At 73.4% G+C, this 22,518-nt stretch carries 14 protein-coding genes; 6 read left to right on the top strand and 8 right to left on the bottom strand.

Annotated features, from left to right (window positions below; all coding sequences use genetic code 11):
• Window positions 1–44: 44 nt before the first annotated feature.
• Complete coding sequence (locus OIE67_RS34755; RefSeq protein ID WP_326628474.1) at window positions 45–2,621, bottom strand: AfsR/SARP family transcriptional regulator; 2,577 nt, start codon at window positions 2,619–2,621, stop codon at window positions 45–47.
• Window positions 2,622–2,667: 46 nt separating this feature from the next.
• Here OIE67_RS34755 and OIE67_RS55800 point away from each other — a divergent pair, with 46 nt between their 5' ends.
• A complete protein-coding gene (locus OIE67_RS55800; protein WP_326645543.1) occupies window positions 2,668–6,747 on the top strand; it encodes a WD40 repeat domain-containing serine/threonine protein kinase in 4,080 nt (1,359 codons plus the stop codon).
• Here OIE67_RS55800 and OIE67_RS34745 read toward each other — a convergent pair.
• A complete protein-coding gene (locus OIE67_RS34745; RefSeq protein WP_326628473.1) occupies window positions 6,708–7,499 on the bottom strand; it encodes a Mut7-C RNAse domain-containing protein in 792 nt (263 codons plus the stop codon). The genes OIE67_RS55800 and OIE67_RS34745 overlap by 40 nt on opposite strands.
• 26 nt (window positions 7,500–7,525) lie before the next feature.
• Here OIE67_RS34745 and OIE67_RS34740 point away from each other — a divergent pair, with 26 nt between their 5' ends.
• The gene (locus OIE67_RS34740; RefSeq protein WP_326628472.1) at window positions 7,526–8,461 is read left to right on the top strand and encodes a TAXI family TRAP transporter solute-binding subunit; all 936 of its coding nucleotides are present in this window, start codon (window positions 7,526–7,528) and stop codon (window positions 8,459–8,461) included.
• Window positions 8,462–8,600: 139 nt separating this feature from the next.
• Here OIE67_RS34740 and OIE67_RS34735 read toward each other — a convergent pair whose 3' ends face one another.
• The 6 genes from OIE67_RS34735 to OIE67_RS34710 form a co-directional block, all read right to left on the bottom strand.
• Entirely contained in the window at window positions 8,601–9,926 is a 1,326-nt protein-coding gene (locus OIE67_RS34735) for a sensor histidine kinase (protein WP_326628470.1), read from the bottom strand.
• Window positions 9,923–10,588, bottom strand: a complete 666-nt coding sequence (locus tag OIE67_RS34730) for a response regulator transcription factor (RefSeq protein WP_106235507.1) — start codon at window positions 10,586–10,588, stop codon at window positions 9,923–9,925. Before OIE67_RS34730 ends, OIE67_RS34735 begins: the two co-directional genes overlap by 4 nt.
• A 9-nt stretch (window positions 10,589–10,597) precedes the next feature.
• Window positions 10,598–11,908, bottom strand: a complete 1,311-nt coding sequence (locus tag OIE67_RS34725) for an MFS transporter (protein WP_326628466.1) — start codon at window positions 11,906–11,908, stop codon at window positions 10,598–10,600.
• Window positions 11,909–12,039: 131 nt separating this feature from the next.
• Complete coding sequence (locus OIE67_RS34720; RefSeq protein ID WP_326628464.1) at window positions 12,040–14,364, bottom strand: glycoside hydrolase family 6 protein; 2,325 nt, start codon at window positions 14,362–14,364, stop codon at window positions 12,040–12,042.
• 51 nt (window positions 14,365–14,415) lie between these two features.
• On the bottom strand, window positions 14,416–15,444 hold the full coding sequence (locus OIE67_RS34715) for a GNAT family N-acetyltransferase (protein ID WP_326628462.1): 1,029 nt from the start codon (window positions 15,442–15,444) through the stop codon (window positions 14,416–14,418).
• Window positions 15,445–15,582: 138 nt separating this feature from the next.
• Window positions 15,583–15,828 (bottom strand): DUF2630 family protein, encoded by a 246-nt coding sequence (locus OIE67_RS34710; RefSeq protein WP_326628460.1) that lies wholly within the window; start codon window positions 15,826–15,828, stop codon window positions 15,583–15,585.
• Window positions 15,829–15,866: 38 nt separating this feature from the next.
• Between OIE67_RS34710 and ddaH the strand changes: the two genes are divergently transcribed.
• The 4 genes from ddaH (at window position 15,867) to OIE67_RS34690 (ending at window position 22,509) form a co-directional block, all read left to right on the top strand.
• Window positions 15,867–16,613, top strand: a complete 747-nt coding sequence (ddaH, locus tag OIE67_RS34705) for a dimethylargininase (RefSeq protein WP_326628458.1) — start codon at window positions 15,867–15,869, stop codon at window positions 16,611–16,613.
• Window positions 16,614–16,794: 181 nt separating this feature from the next.
• A complete protein-coding gene (leuA, locus tag OIE67_RS34700) occupies window positions 16,795–18,501 on the top strand; it encodes a 2-isopropylmalate synthase (RefSeq protein ID WP_326628456.1) in 1,707 nt (568 codons plus the stop codon).
• 226 nt (window positions 18,502–18,727) lie between these two features.
• The gene (locus OIE67_RS34695; protein ID WP_326628454.1) at window positions 18,728–20,104 is read left to right on the top strand and encodes an MDR family MFS transporter; all 1,377 of its coding nucleotides are present in this window, start codon (window positions 18,728–18,730) and stop codon (window positions 20,102–20,104) included.
• Entirely contained in the window at window positions 20,101–22,509 is a 2,409-nt protein-coding gene (locus tag OIE67_RS34690) for a PEP/pyruvate-binding domain-containing protein (RefSeq protein ID WP_326628451.1), read from the top strand. Before OIE67_RS34695 ends, OIE67_RS34690 begins: the two co-directional genes overlap by 4 nt.
• Window positions 22,510–22,518: the final 9 nt, after the last annotated feature.

Below are 22,518 nucleotides of genomic sequence, written 5' to 3'. Positions count from 1 at the left end.
CCGGCGGGGCCCCCGAAGGAGGACGTCCGCCGGCGGCCGGTCGGCTAACGTGCCACCTGCGCGAGCAGGGCGCGGGCGTTGCCGGCGGCCTGGCGGTCGTCGGCCCGCTCGAAGACCTCCAGCGCCGTGCCCGCCAGCTCCCGCGCCCGCGCCGTCGCGCCCTCCGCCCGGTTGACCCGGGCCAGGCCCAGCAGGGCGTGGGCGTCGAGCAGGCGGTCGCCGAGACGGACGGCGATGCCTCTGGCCCGTTCGGCGGCGGCCCTGGCCTCAGGCTTGGCGCCCTGCGCCAGGCGTACCGCGGCCAGGTCGAGCAGGGTGTCGGCCTGCCGGTGCCGGTCGCCCAGCTCGGTGAGGTGATCGACGGCGCGGGTCAGGTGATCGGCGGCCTCGTCCAGGCGGCCGGCCCGGCGCAGCACCGCGCCGAGCACGCTCTCGGCGTCGGCCGCGTCGCGCTGGTTCCCCGCCGTCTCCAGGCACGACACCAGCGCCCGCTCGGCCTCCTCCAGCCGGCCCCGCTCCAGGTGCACCCGGCCGAGCCGGCGCCGGGCGTGGTTCACGTCGCGGGTGCGGCCCTGGCGCAGGAACATGCCCAGCGCGAGCCGCAGCCTCTCGTGCGCCAGGTCCCATTCGCGTTCGGCGAGATGCAGGTCGCCCAGGTCGAGCAGGACGAGCGCCTCGCTCCGGTCGTCGGCGGAGCGGCGGGCCGACTCCAGCGCCCGGCCGGACACCGCCCGCCAGTCGTCGAGGAAGCGGTGCCGCTCCAGGTAGGGCGCCAGCAGGTGCGCCAGCCGCCAGCAGGGGTCGTCGAGCCCCGCGTCGTGCAGGTCGGCGACCAGGCTCACCAGGAACGAGCGCTCGGCGTCCAGCCACTCGACCGACTCCCTGATGTCGCGGGTCGCCACGGCCGTGGCCGGATCGCCCGACACCAGCGAGAACCGCGAGGCCCGCACCCTGGCCAGCACCACCGCCGACACCTTGGCCAGCACGCCGGGCACCGGCTGCTCGCGGGCGAACAGCCGGGTCAGCGCGTGTATCCGGTAGCGGACCTGCCCCGCCGCGTCGACGCCCGCCGTCTCCAGCAGCCCGGCGTCCACCAGCGCCTCGGCCCCGCCGCCGAGCTGGTCGGTCAGCCAGTCGGCGAAGTCGGGCGCGGACAGGGCGCCGAGGCCGCGCAGCGTCAGCCTGGCCGGCTCGGGCAGCCCGTCGTAGCCGACGGTGAACACGCTGCGCACCGTCCGGTCGCCCGCGTGCAGCCGGTCGAGCCGTTCGTGCTCGTCCTCCAGCAGGCCCACCAGGTAGTCGACGGTCCACTCCGGGCGCGCCGCCAGCCTGGAGGCGGCGATGCGCAGCGCGATCGGCAGCCCGCCGCAGAACCTGGCCAGCCGGCCCATCGCCGCGTCAGCGGGCCGCCCGGAACCGGCCGTCAGCAGGTCGAGCGACTCCTCCGGACCGAGCACGCCCACCGACAGCCGGGTCGCCCCGGTCAGGCCGCCCAGCGGGGACCTGCTGGTCACGACCGTCGGGCAGGAGGTCAGCAGCGGGCGCACCTGCGCCTCGTCGGCGGCGTTGTCGAGCAGCACCAGCAGCCGCCGGTTGGCGCAGTAGGCGCGGAACAGGCGCTCACGCTGCTCCAGCGTCGCCGGGATGGCCTGGGCCGGGCAGCCCAGCCAGCGCAGGAAGTCCTCCAGGACGGCCGCGGCGGCCGTCGTCTCGCGCAGGTCGGCGTACAGGATGCCGTCGGGGTACGCCTCGCGCCCACGCCAGGCCGCGCGCACGGCCAGCGCCGACTTGCCGGCGCCCGCCTGGCCGTGCACCACCACCTGGTCGCCGAGCACCCGGTCGAGCAGGTCGGCGCGGCCGGTGAAGTCGTGGATGTCGGGCGGCAGCAGCACCGGCGGGCCCGCCGAGACGTGCAGCGAGACGTCGTCGTGCAGCATGCGGTGGTAGAGGAGCTGCAGCTCGGAGTCGGGCTCGATGGCGTGCCCGCCGTCGAGCTGGTCGCGCAGCACCGCGTACGCGGCCAGCGCGTCCACCCGGCGGCCGCTGCGGTAGAGGGCCAGCATGTACTGGCCGCGGAAGCGCTGCCACGTCGGATGCTGCTTGGTCAGCCGGCGCAGCTCCACCAGCAGCTCGCGGTGCCGGCCCGCGTCGAGGTCGGCCTGCAGCCTGCGCTCCAGCGCCAGCAGCCGCAGCTCCTCCAGCTCCTCGCGCAGCCGCCGCGTCTCGGCCCAGCGCTCGCCCTCGGGGTCGACGTCCTCCAGGAGGTCGCCCCGCCACAGGCCCAGCGCCTCCTCGTAGGCGCCCTTGTCGACCAGCAGCCGGAAGCGGTCGACGTCGAGCTGCTCGTCGCGCAGCGCCAGCACGTAGGACCCGGCGACGGTGCTGATCACGTCCTTGCCGACGAGCCGGCGCAGCTCGCCCACGTAACCGCGGACCAGCGAGTCGGAGCGGTCGCCGCCCTCACGCGGCCACAGCAGCCTGCGCAGCCGCTCGACCGTCAGCGGGTGGCCCGCGTTCAGCAGGAACATCGCGAGCAGGTCGCGGTGCTTGGGCACGGTCGGGGTGCGGTCGTGCCCCTCGCCGTCGCGTACCTCAAGCGGCCCCATGATGCGAAATTCCACGCGGCCTTCCTTCGGGGAGGAGATCTCGATCAGAATGGCACATTTGATGACTGCCCTCACTCCATCAGACCCACGACGGCTGGGCCGCTACTGGCTGGCCGGCCGCCTCGGCGCGGGCGGCCAGGGTGTCGTGTACGAGGCGTACGGCGAGAGCGGCGAGCGCGTCGCGGTCAAGGTGCCCAGGCTCGACGGCCCCGAGGCGCGGGCCAGACTGGCCAAGGAGGCGGCCGCGGCCGGGCGGGTGGCCTCGTTCTGCACCGCCGCCGTGATCGAGGCCCAGGTCGAGCAGGCGCCGCTGTACATCGTCAGCGAGTACGTCCCGGGGCCCAGCCTGCGCCGGGCGGTGACCGAATCCGGGCCTTACGGGGCCGACGCGCTGCGCCGGCTCGCGATCGGCGTGGCCACCGCGCTGACCGCCATCCACCAGGCCGGCATCGTGCACCGCGACCTCAAACCGGACAACATCATCCTCGGCCCCGACGGCCCCCGCGTGATCGACTTCGGCGTGGCCCGCGAGACCGGGCCCACCACGACGGGACCGATCATGGGCACGCCCGGCTACATGGCCCCCGAGGTGCTCACCGGCCGCGCCGCCACCGGGGCGGCCGACGTGTGGGCGTGGGCGATGGTGCTGCTGTTCGCGGCACGGGGGAGTGACGCGATCCCGGCGGGCGAGCCGATGGCGGTGGTGAGCCGGGTGCTGGAGTTCACGGCCGACGTCACGGGGCTGCCGGACGGGATCGCGCCGTTGGTCGCCGCCGCCACCGCCCACGACCCCGCCACCCGTCCTGCCGCCAGGGACCTGCTGCTCGGCCTGCTGGACCTGCTGGACGTACCGAGACTGCCGGGGTCGTCGGGACGGCCAGAGCTGTCGGGGCTCCCGGGCGACGGCGGCGATCTGGTGGGCGACGGCGGTGGCCGGGCAGGCGTCGGCGGTGGCCCGGCGAGGGACGGCCGCTGGGTGGGTGACGGTGACGGCCGGGCGGGGGACGGCCGCTGGGCGGTCGAGGGTGACGGCCCGGCTGGGGGCGATGACCGGAGCGGCGGCGAGCCGGTGGACGCCCCACTGGTCCGTGGCAGCGGGGTGGCGGCGGAGCTGACCGGCGAGGCGGATCCCGGCCTGGGCGCGGTGGCCGAGGAGCTGTACCGCGAGCTGAGCGAGGCGGAGCGGGCCTGCGTGCCCGAGGTCTTCCTGCGCATGCTCGACGGCGACACGCTGCGGCCGGTGCGGCGTGACGAGCTGCCGGAGATCGAGGGCTTGGACGACATGCTCGACCTCTTCGCCGCCGCGGGCCTGGTGACGCGGCGCGAGGAGACGCCCGAGAGCGAGCGGACGCCCGAGCCGTCCGGGGAGGCAAGCAAGCCGCTCGGAGAGGCGGACGAGCGGACTGGGGAGGCGGGCGAGCGGGGTGGGGAGACGGACGAGCGGGGTGGGGAAGCGGGTGAGCCGTCTGGGGAGCTGGACGAGCGAACTAGGGAGGCGGGCGAGCGGGGCGAGGAAACGGACGAGCGGGGTGGGGTGGTGTACGAGTTGCCTGCGCCGGGGTTGGTGCGGGCGTGGCCGCGATTGCGGGAATGGGTGGCGGCCAACCGTGACGGGCTGCCCGTGCATCGCCGTCTGGCTGATGCCGCCGCCGAATGGGACGGTCATGGCAGGCGGCCCGCTGACCTGATGCAGGGCACGCCGCTCGACCGAACGCTGCGGTGGGCGGCCGCTGAGCGCAGGGACCTCACGCTGGCCAGGCGGGAGCGCGAGTTCCTCGACGCCGCCGCGGCCGAGGTGCGCAGGCGCGGCAGGAGGCGCGGCCTGATCGCGGCGGCGCTGGCCGTGCTGCTGGTCGTCGCGCTGGGCGGGCTGGGGACGGCCGAATACCTGCGCAGGGAGTCCGTACGCCAGCGCGACGACGCCAGGGCCAAGGAGCTGGCGCTGCGCGCGTCCGGGCTGCGTGAGGTGGAGCCGGAGCTGGCCCGGCTGCTGTCCGTGGCGGCCTGGCGGCTGTCCCCGGAGACGACGGAGGCGCGGGGAGCGCTGCTCGACTCGGCGTCCCAGCACGTGAGCGACGTGTTCACGGCCCCGTACGTGGACTCGTCGAGCGTGCAGGCGCTCGACGTGGACGGCCGCATCCTGGCCGCCGCGACGGACGGGACCGCGCGGCTCTGGGACGTCACGAGCGGGCGGCGGCTGCGCGAGGTCACCGGGATCGGCACGGGCGTGACCCGGCTGGCCGTGAGCCGCGACGGCCGCAGCCTGGCCGCGCTGGACGACGACGGCGTGCGGGTGTGGGACACCGTCACCGGCCGGCCCCTCGGCGGCCCGTTCGCGAAGGAGGCGGGCGGGTTCGACGGGCTGGAGTTCGACCGGTCCGGCCGCCTGATCTCCGTGCCACGCCCGTCGGGCGGCGCGGAATGGTGGGACGTGTCCAAGCGTGCCCGGCTCACCGCTCCCGGCGGAGCGGCGCTCATCGGGGTCAGCCCCGACGGCCGCTACGGGGTCGTCGCCGCCGGCCGGCGGACGGCCGAGGTGTGGGACCTGCGGCGGGGTCGGCGGCTGCGCCTTCCCTCGCTGCCCGGCACCGGCACCACGACCGCCGCCGCCTTCAGCGACGACAGCCGGGCGCTGGCGCTCGTCGAGGACACGCCACGCCACGACAAGCCCATCACCCACCTGTACGACCTGACCACGCGTACGGCGAAGCAGCCCGTCGAGGGCAGCACGTTGCAGGCCGCGGACTTCGTCTTCGGCGGCGGGTACGTCGCCCTGTGGTCACCGGGGGAGCAGCTCACCGTGGCCCGGTGGGACGGCTGGACGACCATGCTGACCCTTCCGCTGCCCGCCGATCCCGTACAGGTGCGCTACGACCTGGTGGGCAGGGCCGTGCGGGTGCTGAACGGGCAGGGCGGGGTCGTCACCCTGGACGTCTCCATGATGTTCGACCGGCCGCTGCGGCTCGACCCGCCGCTCGACCACGACGTCGTCAGCCTCAAGGTGGCGCCCGGCGGCCGGATGCTGGCCGTCAAGCGGGAGCCTTCGGCGCTCACCGCCCATCAGCTGCGCACCCTGGAACTGCTCGACCCGGCGACCGGCGCGCGGAAGGCCGGTCCGATCGCCTGGAAGGGCGAGGGGAAGGCGATGGCCTTCAGCCGGGACGGCACCCGGCTGGCCTTCGGCGACGGGGAGGTGGTCCGCGTGCTCGACGTCGCCTCCGGGCGGGTCACGCAGCAGTTCGGGCTCGTCGCCGAGCAGGGCGACAGCGCCTCGGGACCGGCCTACAGCGTCTCGGAGCAGATAGAGGGCACCTTCGAGCCCTCCGAGAGTGCCTCCGAGCCGTCTGAGAGTGCCTCCGAGCCGTCTGAGAGTGCTCCCGAGCCGTCTGAGAGTGCCGCCGAGTCGGCTGGGAGTGCCGCCGAGCGGCCCAGTAGCGTCTCCGAGCTGGCCTTCGGGCCCGATGGCAGGACGCTGGCGGTGCAGCCGGACGGGGGTGAGTTCTTCGTGGTGGATCTGCGGGATCTCAAGCGCAGGTCGTTCGCCGGCAGCGGTGTGCCGGGTGGCGGGCCGATGGAGTTCGCCCCTGACGGCGCCCGGCTGTTCGTCGCGGAGCCGCAGCCGCGGCTCTACGACCCCGGCCGCGACGCCCTCGTGCCTGTGGCCGCCGGCACCGGAAGCCTCGAAGGTGCCTTCGCCTACAGCCCCGACGGGCGCAGGATCGCCTTCTCCGGGCCGGACCGGATCACCGTCTGGGACCGCGACCTGCGCACCCGGCTCGGCGCCTTCCCCGTTACGGCCGGGATGCGGGCGGCCATCATGCTGACGTGGTCGCCGGACGGCCGCTGGATCGCCTCGTTCGAGGACGGGCCGCGGCTGCGGTTGTGGGATGTGGCGAGCGGGCGGCAGATCGGGGTCGTGTACGACGGGCTGGCGGAGTCCGACATCGACAACGCGTGGCTCGGCTTCTCGGCCGACGGGACGAAGCTGCACAGCCTGGGTGTCGACGGCACCTTCCGTACGCACGAGCTCGACGGCGCCCGGCTGGCCGCGACGGTGTGCGAGCTGGCCGGTCGCGCGCTCACCGCCACGGAGTGGAGGGACTACATGCCCGGCGTCGACCCGTTCGCCCTGTGCACCTGACCGTCATCGGAGCCGTCGCCCTCTGAGCCGGTGCCGCTCGCCCAAGCCCTGGCCGTGCGGACGATCTCCTCCAGGTGGTCGCTGTGCGCGCCGTGCCAGTAGACCTGGCCGCAGGCGGCGCAACGGCCGTACGCGTCGTAGCTGCGTCGCGTGCCCGCCTCCAGCCGGAGCTCGACCTCCTCCTTCGGCACCGGCACCAGCACGCCGTTGCACGCGGTGCAGCGCGTCCATGGACGCAGCGGCGGGGAGAAGCGTTCGAGCAGGTCGCGGAGCTGGTCGGCGGGGGCCGAGCCGCGCACGTAGGCGCCCAGCCACAGCGCGCGGCGGCGCAGCAGGCCGCGGTCCTGGGTGAGCAGCACCCGCCGCTCCTCGTTGGCCTGCACCACCAGCGCCGGATCGTCCATGTCGTTGTGGTACGCGGTGTCGACGCCCAGCAGCCGCAGCCGCCGCGCCAGCGTGCCCAGGTGCACGTCCAGCAGGAACCGGGGCTCCTCGGGCAGCGGCTGGGGCCGGGGGACCGGGTGCACCTCCACCACGTCGCCGTCGGCCGGCTGGTAGGAGGGCGGCACGCCCCTGCCGTTCACCATCAGGGGACCGACCTCGGTCAGCGGGACCCCGATCGACTCCACGTGGTGGCCCAGCGTCGAGGTGCCGTCGGGGGTCACCTCCTGCCACTCGTGGCGGCGGTTCGCGGGCAGGAACATCCTCAGCTCTGAGGAGATGCGCAGGCGTGCGGTCGTCACAATGTCCATTCTGTGACACCGAGTACCGTGAATTCATGCCGATATCCCGCCGCTCGTTCGCCGGGCTCGCCGGGCTGGCGGGGTTCGCCGCCCTGTTCGCCGCCGGGGCCGCCGGGTGTTCGGGCGACGGAGACGGGCAGCGCGAGCTGCGGCTGGCGACCGGGCTCGCGGGCGGGCCCTACGGGGCGCTCGGCGACCGGCTCGCCGAGGAGTTGCGGCGCGGCGGGCTGGGCGTGCGGGTGCTGCCCACCGCCGCCAGTGTGCAGAACCTGACGATGATGACCGACGGGCGCGCCGACGTCGGGTTCGCGCTGGCCGACAGCGCGGACGACGCCGTACGCGTACGCCACCAGCCCGTCTCCGCCCTGGCCAGGATGTACATGAACTACGTGCACCTGGTCGTCGGCACCGACTCCGAGATCACCGCGGTCGGCGGGCTGGCGGGGCGGGCCGTGTCCATCGGGGTGGAGGGCTCGGGCACGGCGGTGACCGCGACCCGCGTGCTGGCCGCCGCCCGGCTCCGGCGCCCGCCGCGGATCACCCGGCTGGGGCTGGACGCCTCCATCGGCGCGCTGCGCGCGGGCCGGGTCGAGGCGTTCTTCTGGTCGGGCGGGGTGCCCACGCCCGCGCTGGCCGAGCTCGCCGGCATCCGGCTGCTGCCGCTGGAGTCGCTGGTGCCGGTGCTGCGGCGCGAGTTCGGCCCCGTGTACGAGGACGCCACCGTGCCCGCCCGCGCGTACGGCGGACCCAGGGCCGTGCCGACCGTGGGCACGCCCAGTTACCTGATGTGCCGGACCTCGCTGCCCGACGACCTGGCGTACACGATCACCGAGACCCTCTTCACCGCCCGCGACCGGCTCCAGGCCCCGTCGGCCCCCGGAGGACGGCTGGACCGGCGCTACGCCATCGGCACCGGGGTCGTCCCGCTGCACACCGGCGCCGCCCGCTACTACCGCTCGGTCTACGGCTGAGCGACAGATCCGGTCCGAGCGACAGCCCGGTCTGAGGGGCAGGCCGGTCTGAGGGGCATCCCGGTCCAAGCGATAGCCCGGTCTGAGGGGCAGGCCGGTTCGCGGTTGAGCGGCGGGCAGGATCCGGCCCGGGAGGTGGTCACGGGTCGGGGAGGCGGAGCTCGACGACGAGGCCGTGCGGCTCGGCCGGGCTCAGGTCCAGCGTGGCCCCGCAGGCTCTGGCCAGTTCGGCGGCGATGGCCAGGCCCAGGCCGCTGCCGGGCACGTTCGCGTGGGCCCCGGACCGCCAGAAGCGCGCCTGCGCCTCCGAGCGTTCCTCCGCGCTCAGCCCGGGCCCGTCGTCGGCCACCCGCAGCACGCCGTCGCGCAGGGTGACGGTCACGGTGCCGCCGGCGGGGACGAACTTCTGCGCGTTGTCGAGGGCGATGTCGGCGATCCTGGCCGCCGCCTCAGGCACGACCGACATTTCGGGAATGTCGGTGGTCAGCCGGACGTCCTTCGCCGCGTACACCTCCCGCCACACCCCCAGCCGCGGCGCCAGCGCGACCTCCTTGCCCTCGACCCCCGCGCCCGCCTCCACCCTGGCCAGCGCCAGCAGGTCCTCGACCAGCAGGGCCAGCCGGTCCAGCTCGGCCATCGCCTCCTCGAACTCGGCCGTCCCCTCGGCGCGCAGATGCGGCTCCAGGTTCTCCAGCCGCAGGCTCAGCACCGTGAGCGGCGTCCGCAGCTCGTGTGAGGCGTCGGCCACGAACGCCCGCTGCCGCTCCATCGCGCCGGCGACCGCGTCCGCCATCGCGTTGAAGCGCTCCTCCAGCCGCCGCAGCTCGGACGGGCCCGCCCCCGGAAGCGCCCGCGCGTCCATCCGGCCCTGCGCGATGGCCCGCGTGGTGCGGTCCAGCTCGGTGACCGGACGCAGGATCCAGCGCGCCAGCCGCCTGGCCGCCACCGTCGAGACGCCCAGCATCAGCAGCGCGCCCAGCGCAAGCGCGGCCCACACCAGGGTCACCTCCAGGCGGGCCCGGCCGGCGGGGGCCTGCAGCAGCACCACCCCCGACAGTTGCGCGTCCCGGCCGGCCGGCTCGGCCAGCAGCACCGTGCCGGGGCCGAACGGGCTGATCGTGGGCAGGTCCTCGGTCGTGCGGCCGGACAACGCCAGGCGCAGGGCGTCGCCGTCGTCGGCGGTGAAGCTGCCGGCGGTCAGCAGGATCGAGCCGTCGCGGTCCCGTACGCGGACGGCGGCGCCGTACAGGTCGGCGTAGCGGGTGATCTCGGACAGCAGCCCTGTGCGGTCGTCCTCCCGCGCCGCCTGGTCGGCCAGCTCCGCGAAGCGGGTGGCGTCGGCGCGGCGGTCGAGCAGCAGACGGTTCGTCCGATGGGAGGCGTAGGCCAGGCCCAGCGGCACCGCCAGCGCCGCCACCAGGAACACGATCAGCGTCGTGAACGTGACCACCAGCCGCGAGTTCACGCCGTCGAGCCCAGCCGGTAGCCGGTCCCGCGCAGCGTCTCCACCAGAGCGGGGCGGCCGGTCTTGGAGCGCAGGTTGGCCACGTGCACGTCGAGCGAGCGGGAGGCCGACAGCAGCGGGTCGCCCCAGATCTCGTCGAGGATCTCCTCCCTGCCGCGCACCACGCCCGGCTCGCGGGCCAGCATCGCCAGCAGGTCGAACTCGCGCCGGGTCAGCGTCACCGGCTCTCCGGCCACCGTGACCTGCCGGTACTCCAGGTCGATGCGGACGTCGCCGACGCTCACCACGTCGTCGCGCGGCGGGCGCGGGCGGGTGCCGCGCCGGACCACCGCCTCCATGCGCGCCATCAGCTCGACCGTACGGAACGGCTTGACCAGGTAGTCGTCGGCCCCCGACCGCAGCCCGCGCAGCACCTCGCGCTCCTCGGTGCGGGCCGTGACCACGATCAGCGGCACCGCCGAGACCCGGCGCAGGCGGCGCAGCACGTCGAGCCCGTCCATGTCCGGCAGGCCCAGGTCCAGCAGGACGAAGTCGGCGCCCCCCGCCAGGCGGAGGGCGTCGACGGCCAGGCCCGCCCTGGTGACCTGGTGGCCGTGCCGGTCGAGGGCCGTGGTGAGCGCGGACGCGAGCCGATCGTCGTCCTCGACCAGGAGAACTCGCATGCCGTCAGGTTAGACGCGCGTCGGCACCGACTCCGCCGCGGACCGCTCGGCGCGGGAGAGCGCGGCGTCCCTGGTCTCGCGCATGGTGAGGTAGACGATGAGGGACACGGCGGCGCAGCCGGAGACGTACCAGAAGAAGCCGGACTCGATGCCGCTGTCCTTGAACCACAGCGCCACGTACTCGGCGGTGCCGCCGAACAGGGCGTTCGCGATCGCGTACGGGAGCGCGACGCCGAGCGCGCGCACGTGCGTCGGGAAGAGCTCGGCCTTGACCACCGCGTTGATCGAGGTGTAGCCGGTGACGATGATCAGGCCGATCAGCGACAGCACCAGGCCGCCGCCGAAGCCCTGCACCCCGCCGAGCGCGGTCATCAGCGGCACCGTGCCCACCATCGACCCGATGCCGAACGTGATCAGCAGCGGCCGGCGGCCGATCCGGTCCGACAGCCCGCCCGCCAGCGGCTGCAGGCACATGAAGATGAACAGCGCGGAGAAGCTCACCAGCGTGGCCGTCTCCTTGGCCAGGCCCGCCGTGTTCGACAGGTACTTGGTGAGATAGGTGGTGTAGGTGTAGTACGCGACCGTGCCGCCCATCGTCAGCGCGATGACCAGCAGCGCCTCCTTCTTGTGGGCGAGCAACTCCGCGATCGTGCCGCGGCCCTGCGAGGTCTCGCGCTCCTCCTCGTCGTACGCCTCCGTCTCCAGCAGGCTGCGGCGCAGGTAGAACACCACCGCGGCGGCCACCGCGCCGACCACGAACGGGATGCGCCAGCCGTAGGAGTTCAGCGCCTCCTTCGTCATCGTGTTCTGCAGGATGATCTGCAGGCCGAGGCCGACGAGCTGGCCGGCGGTCATGGAGACGTACTGGAAGCTGGAGGCGAAGCCGCGCCGGCCGCGCGGGGTGGCCTCGGTGAGGTAGGTGGCGCTGGCCGCGTACTCGCCGCCGACCGACAGGCCCTGGAGCAGGCGCGCCACCACCAGCACGAGCGCGCCGAAGTAACCGACCGACTCGTACGTCGGGGCGATGGCGATCAGCAGCGCGCTGGCCGACATCAGCGTGACGGTGAGCGTGAGCGCCGCCTTGCGGCCCTTCCTGTCGGCGTAGCGGCCGAGCAGCCAGCCGCCGAGCGGGCGCATGAAGAAGCCGACGGCGAAGATCGCGGCGGTGTTGAGCAGCTTCGCCGTGTCGTTTCCGTCGGGGAAGAAAGAAGCGGCGAAATAGACGGCGAAACTGCTGTAGACGAACCAGTCATACCATTCGACCATGTTGCCGACCGAGCCGCCGAGCACGGCTTTCCACGGCACGCGCGCCTTGCTCACGAAATACCTCCGGGGGGCCTCTGGGGGGAGTAGCTGCTGGCCAGAGCCTTACGTCAGAAGGATGTTCGGACAAGGGAGCGGGCGTCAGATCTAACGTGCGCTTAACATGGCGTTCTTACGCGTGCATTACCTCAGCCCAACGCGGGGTCGGCGTTCTTCGCCCTTTCCAGCGCCAGGGCGTCCCACCACTGGCCCGCCTCCGGCGCCTCGACGCCGCGCTCGGGGTCCTTCCTCCCGCTCGTGCCCCGCCGGCAGCGGCCGTCGGAGGTGCCCGGTCTGGCCACCCAGAGATAGGCGTCCACCAGGTCCTTGCCCGTGTCCGTCGTCGGCCGCTCGCCGACGCCCCTGCCCGGCGGGTTGCACCAGGTCTGCGGGTCCTCGTAGTGCTTGTCCGGGGCCCATGAGCCGCGGCCGTTCCTGGAGGTGTCCACGACGAAGTGCGGCATGGAGGCGGGGTCGACGTCGGCGTCCTTCGGGCAGCCGGTCCCCTTCGTCTTCAGGCGCACGGCGATGCAGGCGGACAGCTCCTCGCCGTACGCGACGCTCTTGTCCGTGGCCGTGTAGGCGGAGGTGTTGACGATGAAGCCGTCGGCCTCGTCCACGCCCGCGCCGATGAGCCGCCCGGCCATCGTCTCGGTGCCCGGATAGAGCGCCTGGCCGCCGTCGAGGTAGACGGCCGTGCGCGGGCCGGCCTTCAGGCTCCGTACCGCCTGGCGCAGGTCGCGGAAGCGCCGGCCGTCGTCGTCGGGCAGCGGGCAGTTCTTCGCGCCGGGCAGCTTGACCAGGCTGGAGGGCTCCAGGACGACCACCGCCGCGGCCGGTCCGATCTGGCGCGCGATGCCGCTGATCCACTCCTGGTACGCGGCCAGGTCGGCGGCGCTCGCCGGGCGGCGGCAGTCGCTGCCGGGCATGCGGTTGACCAGGAAGACGGGGACGCCGCCCTCCTGCGCCGCGGCCGTGATCGCGGCGTCCACCTTCGCGCGGACCTCCGGCTCGCCTAGCCGGATGGCGTAGGGAACCGCGGCGAGTTTCCGCATGAGGGCGGCGTCCCGCGGGCGGTCCTTCTCCCAGAGCTCGGCCTGACGGGAGGCGTTGGGCTCGTCGGGGGCGTAGAACGGCACGTCCTGGGCGGCTCTGAGGGGGTTCTGGCTGGTGGCCGGGGTCTGCTCGGTCGTGGTGCCGGTCGCTTGAGGGGTGCCGGTCGGCTGCGGGGTGCCGCCGTCCGTCGTCGTTCCGGCGGCCTGGGTGGCGCCGGCGGGCGGCGTGGTCCTGGCGGCCGGGGAGCCCTGCCCGCGCAGGACGAGCGCCGCCGAGACGCCGGCGACGACCAGCACCGCGGCGGTGCCCGCGACCAGGAGCCTGCGCCGCGCCTGCGGGGAGGTGCGCGGCTCGGTGTCGGGGGCCGCGCCGGCCGGCGGTGGGGCCGTACCGGACGGCGGCGGAGTCGTGCTGGAGGGCGACGGGGCGCCGGAAGGGAGTGAGGCCGGGCCGGTAGGCGGTAGGACACCGGAAGGGAGTGAGGCCGGGCCGGTAGGCGGCAGGGCGCCGGTGCCCGGAGGTGGCGTGTGCCCGGCGCCGCCAGCTGCCGGCTCCGGATACCCGGCGGCGGGCGGCGGGGGCGTGGAGGCCGGGGTGGATTCCTGGCCGGCGGTGGTGAGGTTGGCGGAGCTCAGCCGGTCCATCAGCTCCTGGGCCGTCGGGCGCCGGCCGGGGTTCTTGGTCAGGGACGCCAGCACCAGCTCACGCAGCGGCCCCGACAGGCCACGCAGCTCAGGCGGCTCGTTGACGATGCGCAGCAGGATCGTCGGGATCGAGCCGGAACCGAACGGGGGCAAGCCTCCGGCGGCGAAGGCGACCGTGCAGCCCCAGGAGAAGATGTCGGAGGCCGGGCCGATGTCGGAGCCCGACACCTGCTCGGGCGACATGTACGACGGCGTCCCCACGATCGCGCTGCTCACCTCGGATCCCGCCAGCCGGGCGATCCCGAAGTCGATGACCTTGGGCCCGACCTGCGACAGCAGCACGTTCGACGGCTTGAGATCGCGGTGCACGACCCCGGCCCCGTGGATGGCGCGCAGGGCCATCGCCATCGCCGCGGCCAGCCCGTCGAGGGCCGAGCCCGTCAGCGGGCCCGAGTCGCGCACGGCGTCCGCGAGGCTGGGGCCCTCGACGTATTCGGTGACGAGGTAGGCCGTCTCGCCCTCCACCTCGGCGTCCAGCACGGGCGCGGTGCAGAAGCGGGCCACCCGCTTGGCCGCGGCCACCTCGCGGGCGAAACGCCGCCTGAAGCCCGCGTCCGCGTCCATCCTGGCGTGGATCAGCTTGACCGCCACCCGGCCGCCGTCAGGCCCCCGGCCCAGGTAGACGACGCCCATGCCGCCCTCGCCCAGCCGCCCGAGCAGCGCGTACGGCCCTGCCTGCCGCGGATCGTCGTCTCTCAGTGCCTGCACGGTCATAGACGGCCAGTTAACCAAGGAGTCAACGGAAGATCCATGCCGTCCGGCCGGCTACAGCGACAGCCGCAGGTCGTTCCACTCGTCGAAGAGCACGAACCCCATGGCCTCGTTGATGGCGAGCATGTGGGCGTTGGAGGTGGCGTTCCAGGTGATGACGCGCTCGATCGCCGGCTCGTGCTCCCGCATGAGGAACAGGTTGGCGAGCTTGAGCGCCAGGCCCAGGCGGTGGCCCCGGTGCTCGCGTGACACGGTCGTGTCCCCCTGATCGGCCCAGCCGCCGGTGTGGTCGGTCGAGACGAAGATGCGGGTGTATCCGGCGGGGGCGCCGTCGCGGTCGCGGCGGGCGATCGTGGTGTAGCAGGTCTCGTCGCCGTCCGTGATGCGTTCCTCGTAGGCACGCACGCGGTCGATGCCGTAGTCGATGTCGCCGACGTCGGCGTCGCGCGGGGCGTCGTTCATGCCGGCCATGACCGCCGCGAGGTCGGGCAGCAGCCCCGGCGTCGCCGGGCCGATCCAGCTCTCCAGGCTGTAGCCCTCGACCTGGGGACACATGGCCCGCAGCGCCGTCCAGTCGGTCGTGCGCAGGTCGAGCACGTTGCGCGCCCGCACGTGCCCCACCGTCATGCCGCGCGCGCGGGCGAAGGGGGTGCCCGGGCCGGCGACCGGGGTGTCGGTGAGGAGCAGGCTCCTGCCATGGGCGCGCAGGCGGTCGAGAGCGTGCTCGAAGAGGGCCGAGCCGTGGCCGTGGCCCTGGTGCTCAGGGCGTACGGCGAGGGGGAAGATCCAGGCCATGTGGGGGTTGTCGGAGGTGGGCAGCGACAGGGCGTAGCCGCCGGCGACCTTACCGCCGCCGCCGTCGTCGTCGTCCTCGCCGTCGACCAGCGCCCAGGCCTCGGCCCGGGCGGAGGGCGTGTGCGCGCAGACGTCGCGGTGGAACCGGGCGAGGGACAGCCCGGGCCCGGGGATGCCGGCGGTGGCCGCCGTGTACGCCGCGTGCAGGCCGGCGACGAGGTCGTCCTCCCGGGGACGGGTGCCCCCAGTGCCCGTCCGGTCGGGGATGGGAATGGGCTGGATCCGCATGCTCGTAGCCAAACGCACGCGCCTTCGCCAGGGCGAATGGTTTTCCGGGGAACCGCCGTGGCGCGTGGCACTCCACCACCCGCGCACCGGCGGCGACTCTCCGCCTCTCGTGCTGGCGGCGGCTCTCAGCCCGTGGGTCTACTGGCGGTAGTTCTCCACCTCGCCGGCGGGGCGGGCGGCGGCGCCGTCGGGGTCCTCGCCCGCGTTGCGCCGGGCGCGGCGCTGCCTGAGCAGGTCCCAGCACTGGTCGAGGGCCGTCTCCAGCTCCTTGATGCGTGTGTGTTCCTGGTCCGTGGTCACGTCGCCGGAGCGCAGCTTGTCGCGCAGGTCGTGCTCCTCGGTGACCAGTGCGCTGATCCTGGTGAGAATTTCGTCGTCCCGCATGCCCAAGACTCTAATCACCTCGTGATAGAACACGCGCTATGTCTGGTATCGCGCTGGTAAGAAAGCCCGGCCCCAGAATCGCCGAAGGAATCGTCACCCATCTGACCAGAGAGCCCGTGGATCACGAGCGGGCCGCCGTCCAGCACGATGCCTACGTGGCGGCGCTGGCCGCGAACGGATGGCGTCCCGTGTACGTCCCGCCCGCCGACGACCTGCCCGACGCGCCGTTCGTGGAGGACGCGGTGGTGATGTCGGGACGGCTGGCCGTGCTGACCAGGCCGGGGGCGCCGGAACGGCGGCCCGAGGTGGAGTCGGTGGCCCAGGCCGTGCGGGAGCTGGGCGTCATGTCGGTCCGGATCACGCCGCCCGGCACGCTGGACGGCGGCGACGTGCTCCAGGTCGGCCCCACCGTGTACGTCGGCAGGTCCGCCCGCACCGACGCCGACGGCATCAGGCAGCTGACCGCCCTCCTGCCCGAGCGCAGCGTCGTGCCCGTGGAGCTGCGCGGCGTGCTGCACCTGAAGTCGGCGGTGACCGCGCTGCCCGACGGGACGCTGATCGGGGACCCGGACCAGGTGGACCTGCCCGGCCTGCTGGTGCCGGAGGAGCCGGCGGGCGCGCACGTGGTGGTGCTGGGCGAGGACCGGGTGCTGCTGGCCGCGTCGGCCCCGCAGACCGCCGCAATGCTCGAAAAGCGCGGATTTTTCGTGACAAAGGTGGATATCTCGGAGTACGAGAAGCTGGAAGGCTGCGTGACCTGCCTCAGTGTCCTCGTCGCCGGCTGAGCCTTCTCAGGATCTGAGATGCTGGACGGTCCACGGCGAGACGTCTGATACCGTTCATGGCATGCTGCGCGGTCTCCTTCTTAGCTGCCGCGGCGGGGGCCTCTAAGGCCGGCTCCCTCGCCGCGGAGCGAGTCGTGCGCGTCGGCCGCTTTCTTTTCGAGACCGACGAGGAGCAGCAGACATGACCGCTCAGCAGCCCAGCCGCATGCCGATCCATCGCTATCAGCCGTATCAGCCCGTCCGGCTGGCCGACCGCACCTGGCCCGGCAAGGTCATCACCGAGGCGCCCCGATGGTGCGCCGTCGACCTGCGTGACGGCAACCAGGCCCTGATCGACCCGATGGACTCCCACCGCAAGCTGCAGATGTTCGAGCTGCTGGTACGCATGGGCTACAAGGAGATCGAGGTGGGTTTCCCGGCCGCCTCGCAGACCGACTTCGACTTCGTCCGCCAGATCATCGAAGAGGACCGCATCCCCGGCGACGTGGTCATCCAGGTGCTGACGCAGGCCAGGCCCGAGCTCATCGAGCGCACCTTCGAGTCGATCCAGGGCGCGAAGCAGGCCATCGTCCACCTGTACAACTCGACCTCCACCCTCCAGCGCCGGGTGGTCTTCGGCCAGGACAAGGACGGCATCACCGCCATCGCGGTCGAGGGCGCCAAGCTGGTCAAGAAGCTCGCCGACGCCTCCGACGTCGACGTCCGTTTCCAGTACTCGCCCGAGTCGTTCACCGGCACCGAGCTGGACTACGCGGTCGAGGTGTGCGACGCGGTCAACGAGGTGTGGCAGCCGACCCCCGACCGCAAGGTCATCATCAACCTGCCGGCCACCGTCGAGATGGCCACCCCCAACGTCTACGCCGACCAGATCGAGTGGATGCACCGCAACCTCGCCCACCGCGACTCGATCGTCCTGTCGCTGCACCCGCACAACGACCGCGGCACCGCCGTGGCCGCCGCCGAGCTGGGCTACATGGCGGGCGCCGACCGGATCGAGGGCTGCCTGTTCGGCAACGGCGAGCGCACCGGCAACGTCTGCCTGGTCACCCTGGGCATGAACCTGTTCTCCCAGGGCGTCGACCCCCAGATCGACTTCAGTGACATCGACGAGATCCGCCGGGTCACCGAATACTGCAACCAGCTGCCCGTGCACCCGCGTCACCCGTGGGGCGGCGAGCTGGTCTACACCGCCTTCTCCGGCTCCCACCAGGACGCCATCAAGAAGGGCTTCGAGCATCTCGAACGCGACGCCGCGGCGGCCGGGGTGCCGGTCGAGCAGTTCACGTGGGCGGTGCCGTACCTGCCGATCGACCCGAAGGACATCGGCCGCTCCTACGAGGCGGTCATCCGGGTCAACAGCCAGTCGGGCAAGGGCGGGGTCGCCTACATCATGAAGGCCGACCACCAGCTCGACCTGCCGCGCCGGCTGCAGATCGAGTTCTCCAGGGTCGTGCAGGCGCGCACCGACAGCGAGGGCGGCGAGATCAGCCCCGCCGCCATGTTCGAGATCTTCCGCGACGAATACCTGCCCAACCCGGCCAACCGGTGGGGCCGCCTGAGCCTCATGGCCCACCGCCACGCCTCCACGGTGGACGACAAGGACCGCATCGGCGCCGACGTCCGCCTCGACGGGGAGATCCGCGAGATCGAGGGCACCGGCAACGGCCCCATCTCGGCCTTCGTCGACGCGATCTCGGGCGTCGGCATCCAGGTGCGGGTGCTCGACTACGTGGAGCACGCGATGAGCGCGGGCAGCGACGCCAAGGCGGCGTCCTACCTGGAGTGCGAGGTCGACGGGCAGGTGCTGTGGGGTGTGGGCGTCGACGCCAACACCACGACGGCCTCGCTCAAGGCCATCATCTCCGCGGTCAACCGCGCCTCCCGCTGACTTCTCGAAGCCCGAGCCCTCATGGTGACGAGGGCTCGGGCTTTCCCATGCCCTGAGCCCGCCCGGTCGCGGGGAGGTGTCGCGGGCCCTCCCCTTCCGCCGTCGAGACGTACCTCTCACCCGCCTTTCGCCTCCGGTAAGAATGATGAACGGGTAGTGAACGTTGCGTTTCTATGAGAGGGACTCTATGCTCCTTAGAGAACGACACGTTCTCTAAGGGGCGGCCATGGTGCTCGTGCTGTCGGGGCTGATGTTGTGCATGCTGCTCGGCGCGCTCGATCAGACGATCATGGCGCCCGCGCTGCCCGCCGTGGCGGCCGGGCTGGGCGGGCTCGACCAGATGTCCGCCGTCATCAGCGCCTACCTCGTCGCCGCCACCGTCGTCATGCCGCTCTACGGCAAGCTCGGCGACCGCTACGGCCGCAAGCCTGTCATGCAGGCCGCCATCCTCATCTTCGTCGCCGGAGCCGTCCTGTGCGGGCTGGCCACGTCGATGCCGCAGTTCATCGCTTTCCGCGCGGTCCAGGGCATCGGCGGGGGCGGATTGATGATCGGGGCGCAGGCGATCATCGGGGAGGTGGTGAGCCCGCGCGAGCGGGGCCGCTACCTGGGGCTCATCGGGGCCGCGTACGTGGTGGCGGCGGTGGGCGGCCCGCTCATCGGCGGGTTCTTCATCGACCAGTTGAGCTGGCGGTGGATCTTCGCCATCTACCCGCCCCTGGGGCTGCTCGCGCTGACCGTGCTGACCGCCACGCTGAAGCTGCCGAGACCCGTCGGCCGGGCGCCGCTCGACGTGGCGGGCGCCGTCACGCTGGGCGTCGCCGTCGTGGGCGTCGTCCTGCTGGGGGAGAGCGGCGACCTCGCCTACCTCGGCCTGACGGCGGCCGGGGTGGCCGGCTGGCTGGTCAGCGCCCGGTACGCGGTCGACCCGGTCCTGCCGCTGCGGCTGTTCAGGGACCGGGCGTTCGCGGTGCCGGTGGCGATCAGTTTCGTCATCGGATTCGCGTTGTTCGGCTCGGTGTCGTACCTTCCGGCGTACGCGCAGATCGCGCTGCACACGAGCGCCACGCGGGCCGGGCTGATGGTGACCGCGCTCATGGGCGGCGTGCTCGTCACCACCATCGTCTCCGGCCGGCTCATCACCAGGACCGGCGTCTACAAGCCGTACCCCGTCGCGGGCACCGTCGTCGCGGCGGCCGGGCTCGGGCTCATCGGGCTCGCCGGCGCCTCGCCGATCGGGCTCGTGGCGGGGATGGCGCTGACCGGGCTGGGCGTGGGGCTGGTCATGCAGGTCATGGTGATGGCCGCACAGAACGCCGTCCCGTACGCGGACCTGGGCGCCGCCACCTCGGCGGTGACGTTCCTGCGGCAGATCGGCGCCTCCGCCGGGGTCGCACTGGTCGGCGCGCTGATCACCATGCGGTCGGGCATCTCGGGGAGCAGCCCCGCCACGCTGCCCGCCGGCGTGCGCGAGGCGTTCGCCGCGGCCGTGCCGCCCGTGTTCGCCGCCATGGCGCCGCTGCTGGTCGTCGCGTTCTTCCTGGCCCTGGTCCTGCCGGCGCGCCCGCTCCGCACCACCGCCTACGTCGAGGAGAGACAGTGAAACTGGTCGCACCCCTGAACGCCTTCGGGCGCGCCGACCTGGCCATGGCCGGAGGCAAGGGCGCCAACCTGGGCGAGCTCGTCCGGCACGGCTTTCCGGTGCCCGACGGGTTCGTGATCACCACGCACGCGTACGAGCTGGTCGCCCGCGACCGCGATACGCGCGAGCACTTCGAGAGCGTTGAGCCGCCCGAGGAGCTGCGGGAGGCGATCACCGGCGCCTACGCGACGCTCGGCGGCGGGCCGGTGGCCGTGCGGTCGAGCGCGACCGCCGAGGACCTGCCGGGGGCGGCCTTCGCCGGCCAGCAGGACACCTACCTCAACGTGGTCGGTGAGGACGCGCTGCTCGACGCGGTACGCCGTTGCTGGGGCTCGCTCTGGACCGACCGCGCCGTCTCCTACCGGGCCCGGCTGCGCCTGGACGACTCCGAGGTGCGGATCGCGGTGGTCGTGCAGCGCATGGTGGAGGCCGAGACGGCCGGGGTGATGTTCACCGCGAACCCGGTCACGGGCGACCGCGAGCAGTTCGTCGTCGACGCCGGCCGCGGGCTGGGGGAGGCGGTCGTGTCCGGGCTGGTCACCCCCGACCACTACGTGCTGCGGCCGTCGGGGGAGGTGGTGGAGTTCACGCCGGGACGCGGGGAGGTCGTGATCCGCAGCGCCGCCGGCGGGGGAGTCGTGCACGAGAGCGCCGCGGAGACCGCCGGGAGCCCTGCCGGGGCGCAGGCGGACGCGCGGACCGGCGGCGCGGCCGGTGCCCGGGCCGAGCGGGGGCCGGTCGAGGGCACCGCCGTGCTGCTGTCCGACGAGGTGTTACGGGAGCTGGCCGGGCTGGGACGGCGGGTGGCCGAGGCCTTCGGGCGGCCGCAGGACATCGAGTGGGCGTACGTGGCGGGCCGGCTCCACCTGCTTCAGGCCCGCCCCATGACCGCCCTCCCGCCGCCTCCCGTGGGCCCGCTCGACGGGATACGGCGCCGCACGGCCGAGGTCCTGCTCGAGTACGTGCCCGTGCGGCCGTACCCGATGGACATGTCCTCGTGGCTGCCCGACGGCCCCGCGGGGCAGATGAGCAAGGTGTTCGCCGCGTACGGCATCCGTAACCCGATCCACAACGCCCTTCAGGAGGAGGACGGCGTCGTCTACCGGATCGAACCGGTCAAGCCGAGCCTGACCCCGAGGGTGCTGACCGCGCCGTTCCGGGCGCTGGCCAAGGCATGGAGGTACGACCCCGCCCGCTGGACCGAGGACCCCCGCTTCCAGGCGTACCTGAGGGATGTCGACCAGCTGCGTGCCCGCGACCTCGGGACGATGCCGTGGAAGGAGCTGCGGCAGGTGCCCAGACAGGCGCTCGGCCTGGTGGATCCGATAGCCGACCTGCGGATCGACTACCTGCCGGGCGTCGGGGTCGCGCTGCTGCGGCTGATGCTGGCGCTCGCGCCGCTCGGCCGCGGGAAGCTGTTCCGGGAGCTGCTGCTCGGGGCGCGTACCCGTACAGACGACGCCAACCGGGCGTTGGAGCGCCTCGCCGAGACGGCCCGCCGCACGGGGGCGCTGGAGGCGGAGCAGCCGCCCGCCGAGTTCGCCGCCCAGCTGGCGAGCTTCATGGCCGAGTACGGCCACCGTGAGACCACGAGCCCCATCCTGATCTCCTCGCCCACCTGGGAGGACGCCCCCGAGGTGGTGCTCGACCTGGTCGGTGTGCTGGCCGCGGCGCCGCCGAGAGAGCGCGAGAAGCAGCCCGGGCGCCCGCTGAGGTCGCCCCGGCTGGCCCGCCGGGTGGCGGCGGCCCACGACGGCATGGCCTTCCGGGAGGACAGCCACTTCTTCTTCATGCTGCCGGCGCCGCTCATGCGCAGGGCGCTGCTGGAGATGGGCCGCAGACTGACCGGCGCGCGCCTGCTCGACCATTCCGAGGATGTCTTCCACCTGCGGCTGGAAGAGCTGGAGGCGCTGCGCGGGACCGACGACCCGGCGGCCGCCCGGCTGCGGGACCGGGTCCGGCGGCGGGCGTCCAAGCGGGAGGAGCTGTCCGGCGTGCGGCTCATCGACCCCGCCGCCGTCCACCCCGTCACCGACCCCGGCCCGGCGCTGCTGACCGGCACCGCGGCGGGCGGCGGCACCGCCACGGGACCGGTCAAGGTGATCGCGAGCGTCGCCGAGTTCGGCCGGCTGGAGTCCGGCGACGTGCTGGTCTGCCCGTACACGAACCCGTCGTGGACCCCGCTGTTCCAGCGGGCCGCGGCCGTCGTCGTGGACACCGGCGGCGCGGCCTCGCACGCCGCCATCGTCGCCAGGGAGTACGGCATCCCCGCCGTGATGGGCACGGGACGCGGCACGTCGGTGCTCGAAGACGGCCTGGTGGTCACCGTCAACGGTGACACCGGCACCGTCACGGCCACTCCCTAGAATGCCTGC

Origin of the sequence: Nonomuraea fuscirosea, from assembly GCF_035917475.1 — a bacterium.
GTDB lineage: Bacteria > Actinomycetota > Actinomycetes > Streptosporangiales > Streptosporangiaceae > Nonomuraea > Nonomuraea fuscirosea.
This window is presented reverse-complemented; position numbering and strand designations above follow the sequence as displayed.

What these genes read in the sequence shown, in the direction of transcription:
- OIE67_RS55800 (WP_326645543.1), top strand. Translation starts at nt 2,668, where the DNA reads ATGACTGCCCTCACTCCATCAGACCCACGACGGCTGGGCCGCTACTGG.
- OIE67_RS34745 (WP_326628473.1), bottom strand. Translation starts at nt 7,499, where the DNA reads ATGGACATTGTGACGACCGCACGCCTGCGCATCTCCTCAGAGCTGAGG.
- OIE67_RS34740 (WP_326628472.1), top strand. Translation starts at nt 7,526, where the DNA reads ATGCCGATATCCCGCCGCTCGTTCGCCGGGCTCGCCGGGCTGGCGGGG.
- OIE67_RS34730 (WP_106235507.1), bottom strand. Translation starts at nt 10,588, where the DNA reads ATGCGAGTTCTCCTGGTCGAGGACGACGATCGGCTCGCGTCCGCGCTC.
- OIE67_RS34720 (WP_326628464.1), bottom strand. Translation starts at nt 14,364, where the DNA reads ATGACCGTGCAGGCACTGAGAGACGACGATCCGCGGCAGGCAGGGCCG.
- OIE67_RS34715 (WP_326628462.1), bottom strand. Translation starts at nt 15,444, where the DNA reads ATGCGGATCCAGCCCATTCCCATCCCCGACCGGACGGGCACTGGGGGC.
- OIE67_RS34710 (WP_326628460.1), bottom strand. Translation starts at nt 15,828, where the DNA reads ATGCGGGACGACGAAATTCTCACCAGGATCAGCGCACTGGTCACCGAG.
- ddaH (WP_326628458.1), top strand. Translation starts at nt 15,867, where the DNA reads ATGTCTGGTATCGCGCTGGTAAGAAAGCCCGGCCCCAGAATCGCCGAA.
- leuA (WP_326628456.1), top strand. Translation starts at nt 16,795, where the DNA reads ATGACCGCTCAGCAGCCCAGCCGCATGCCGATCCATCGCTATCAGCCG.
- OIE67_RS34695 (WP_326628454.1), top strand. Translation starts at nt 18,728, where the DNA reads ATGGTGCTCGTGCTGTCGGGGCTGATGTTGTGCATGCTGCTCGGCGCG.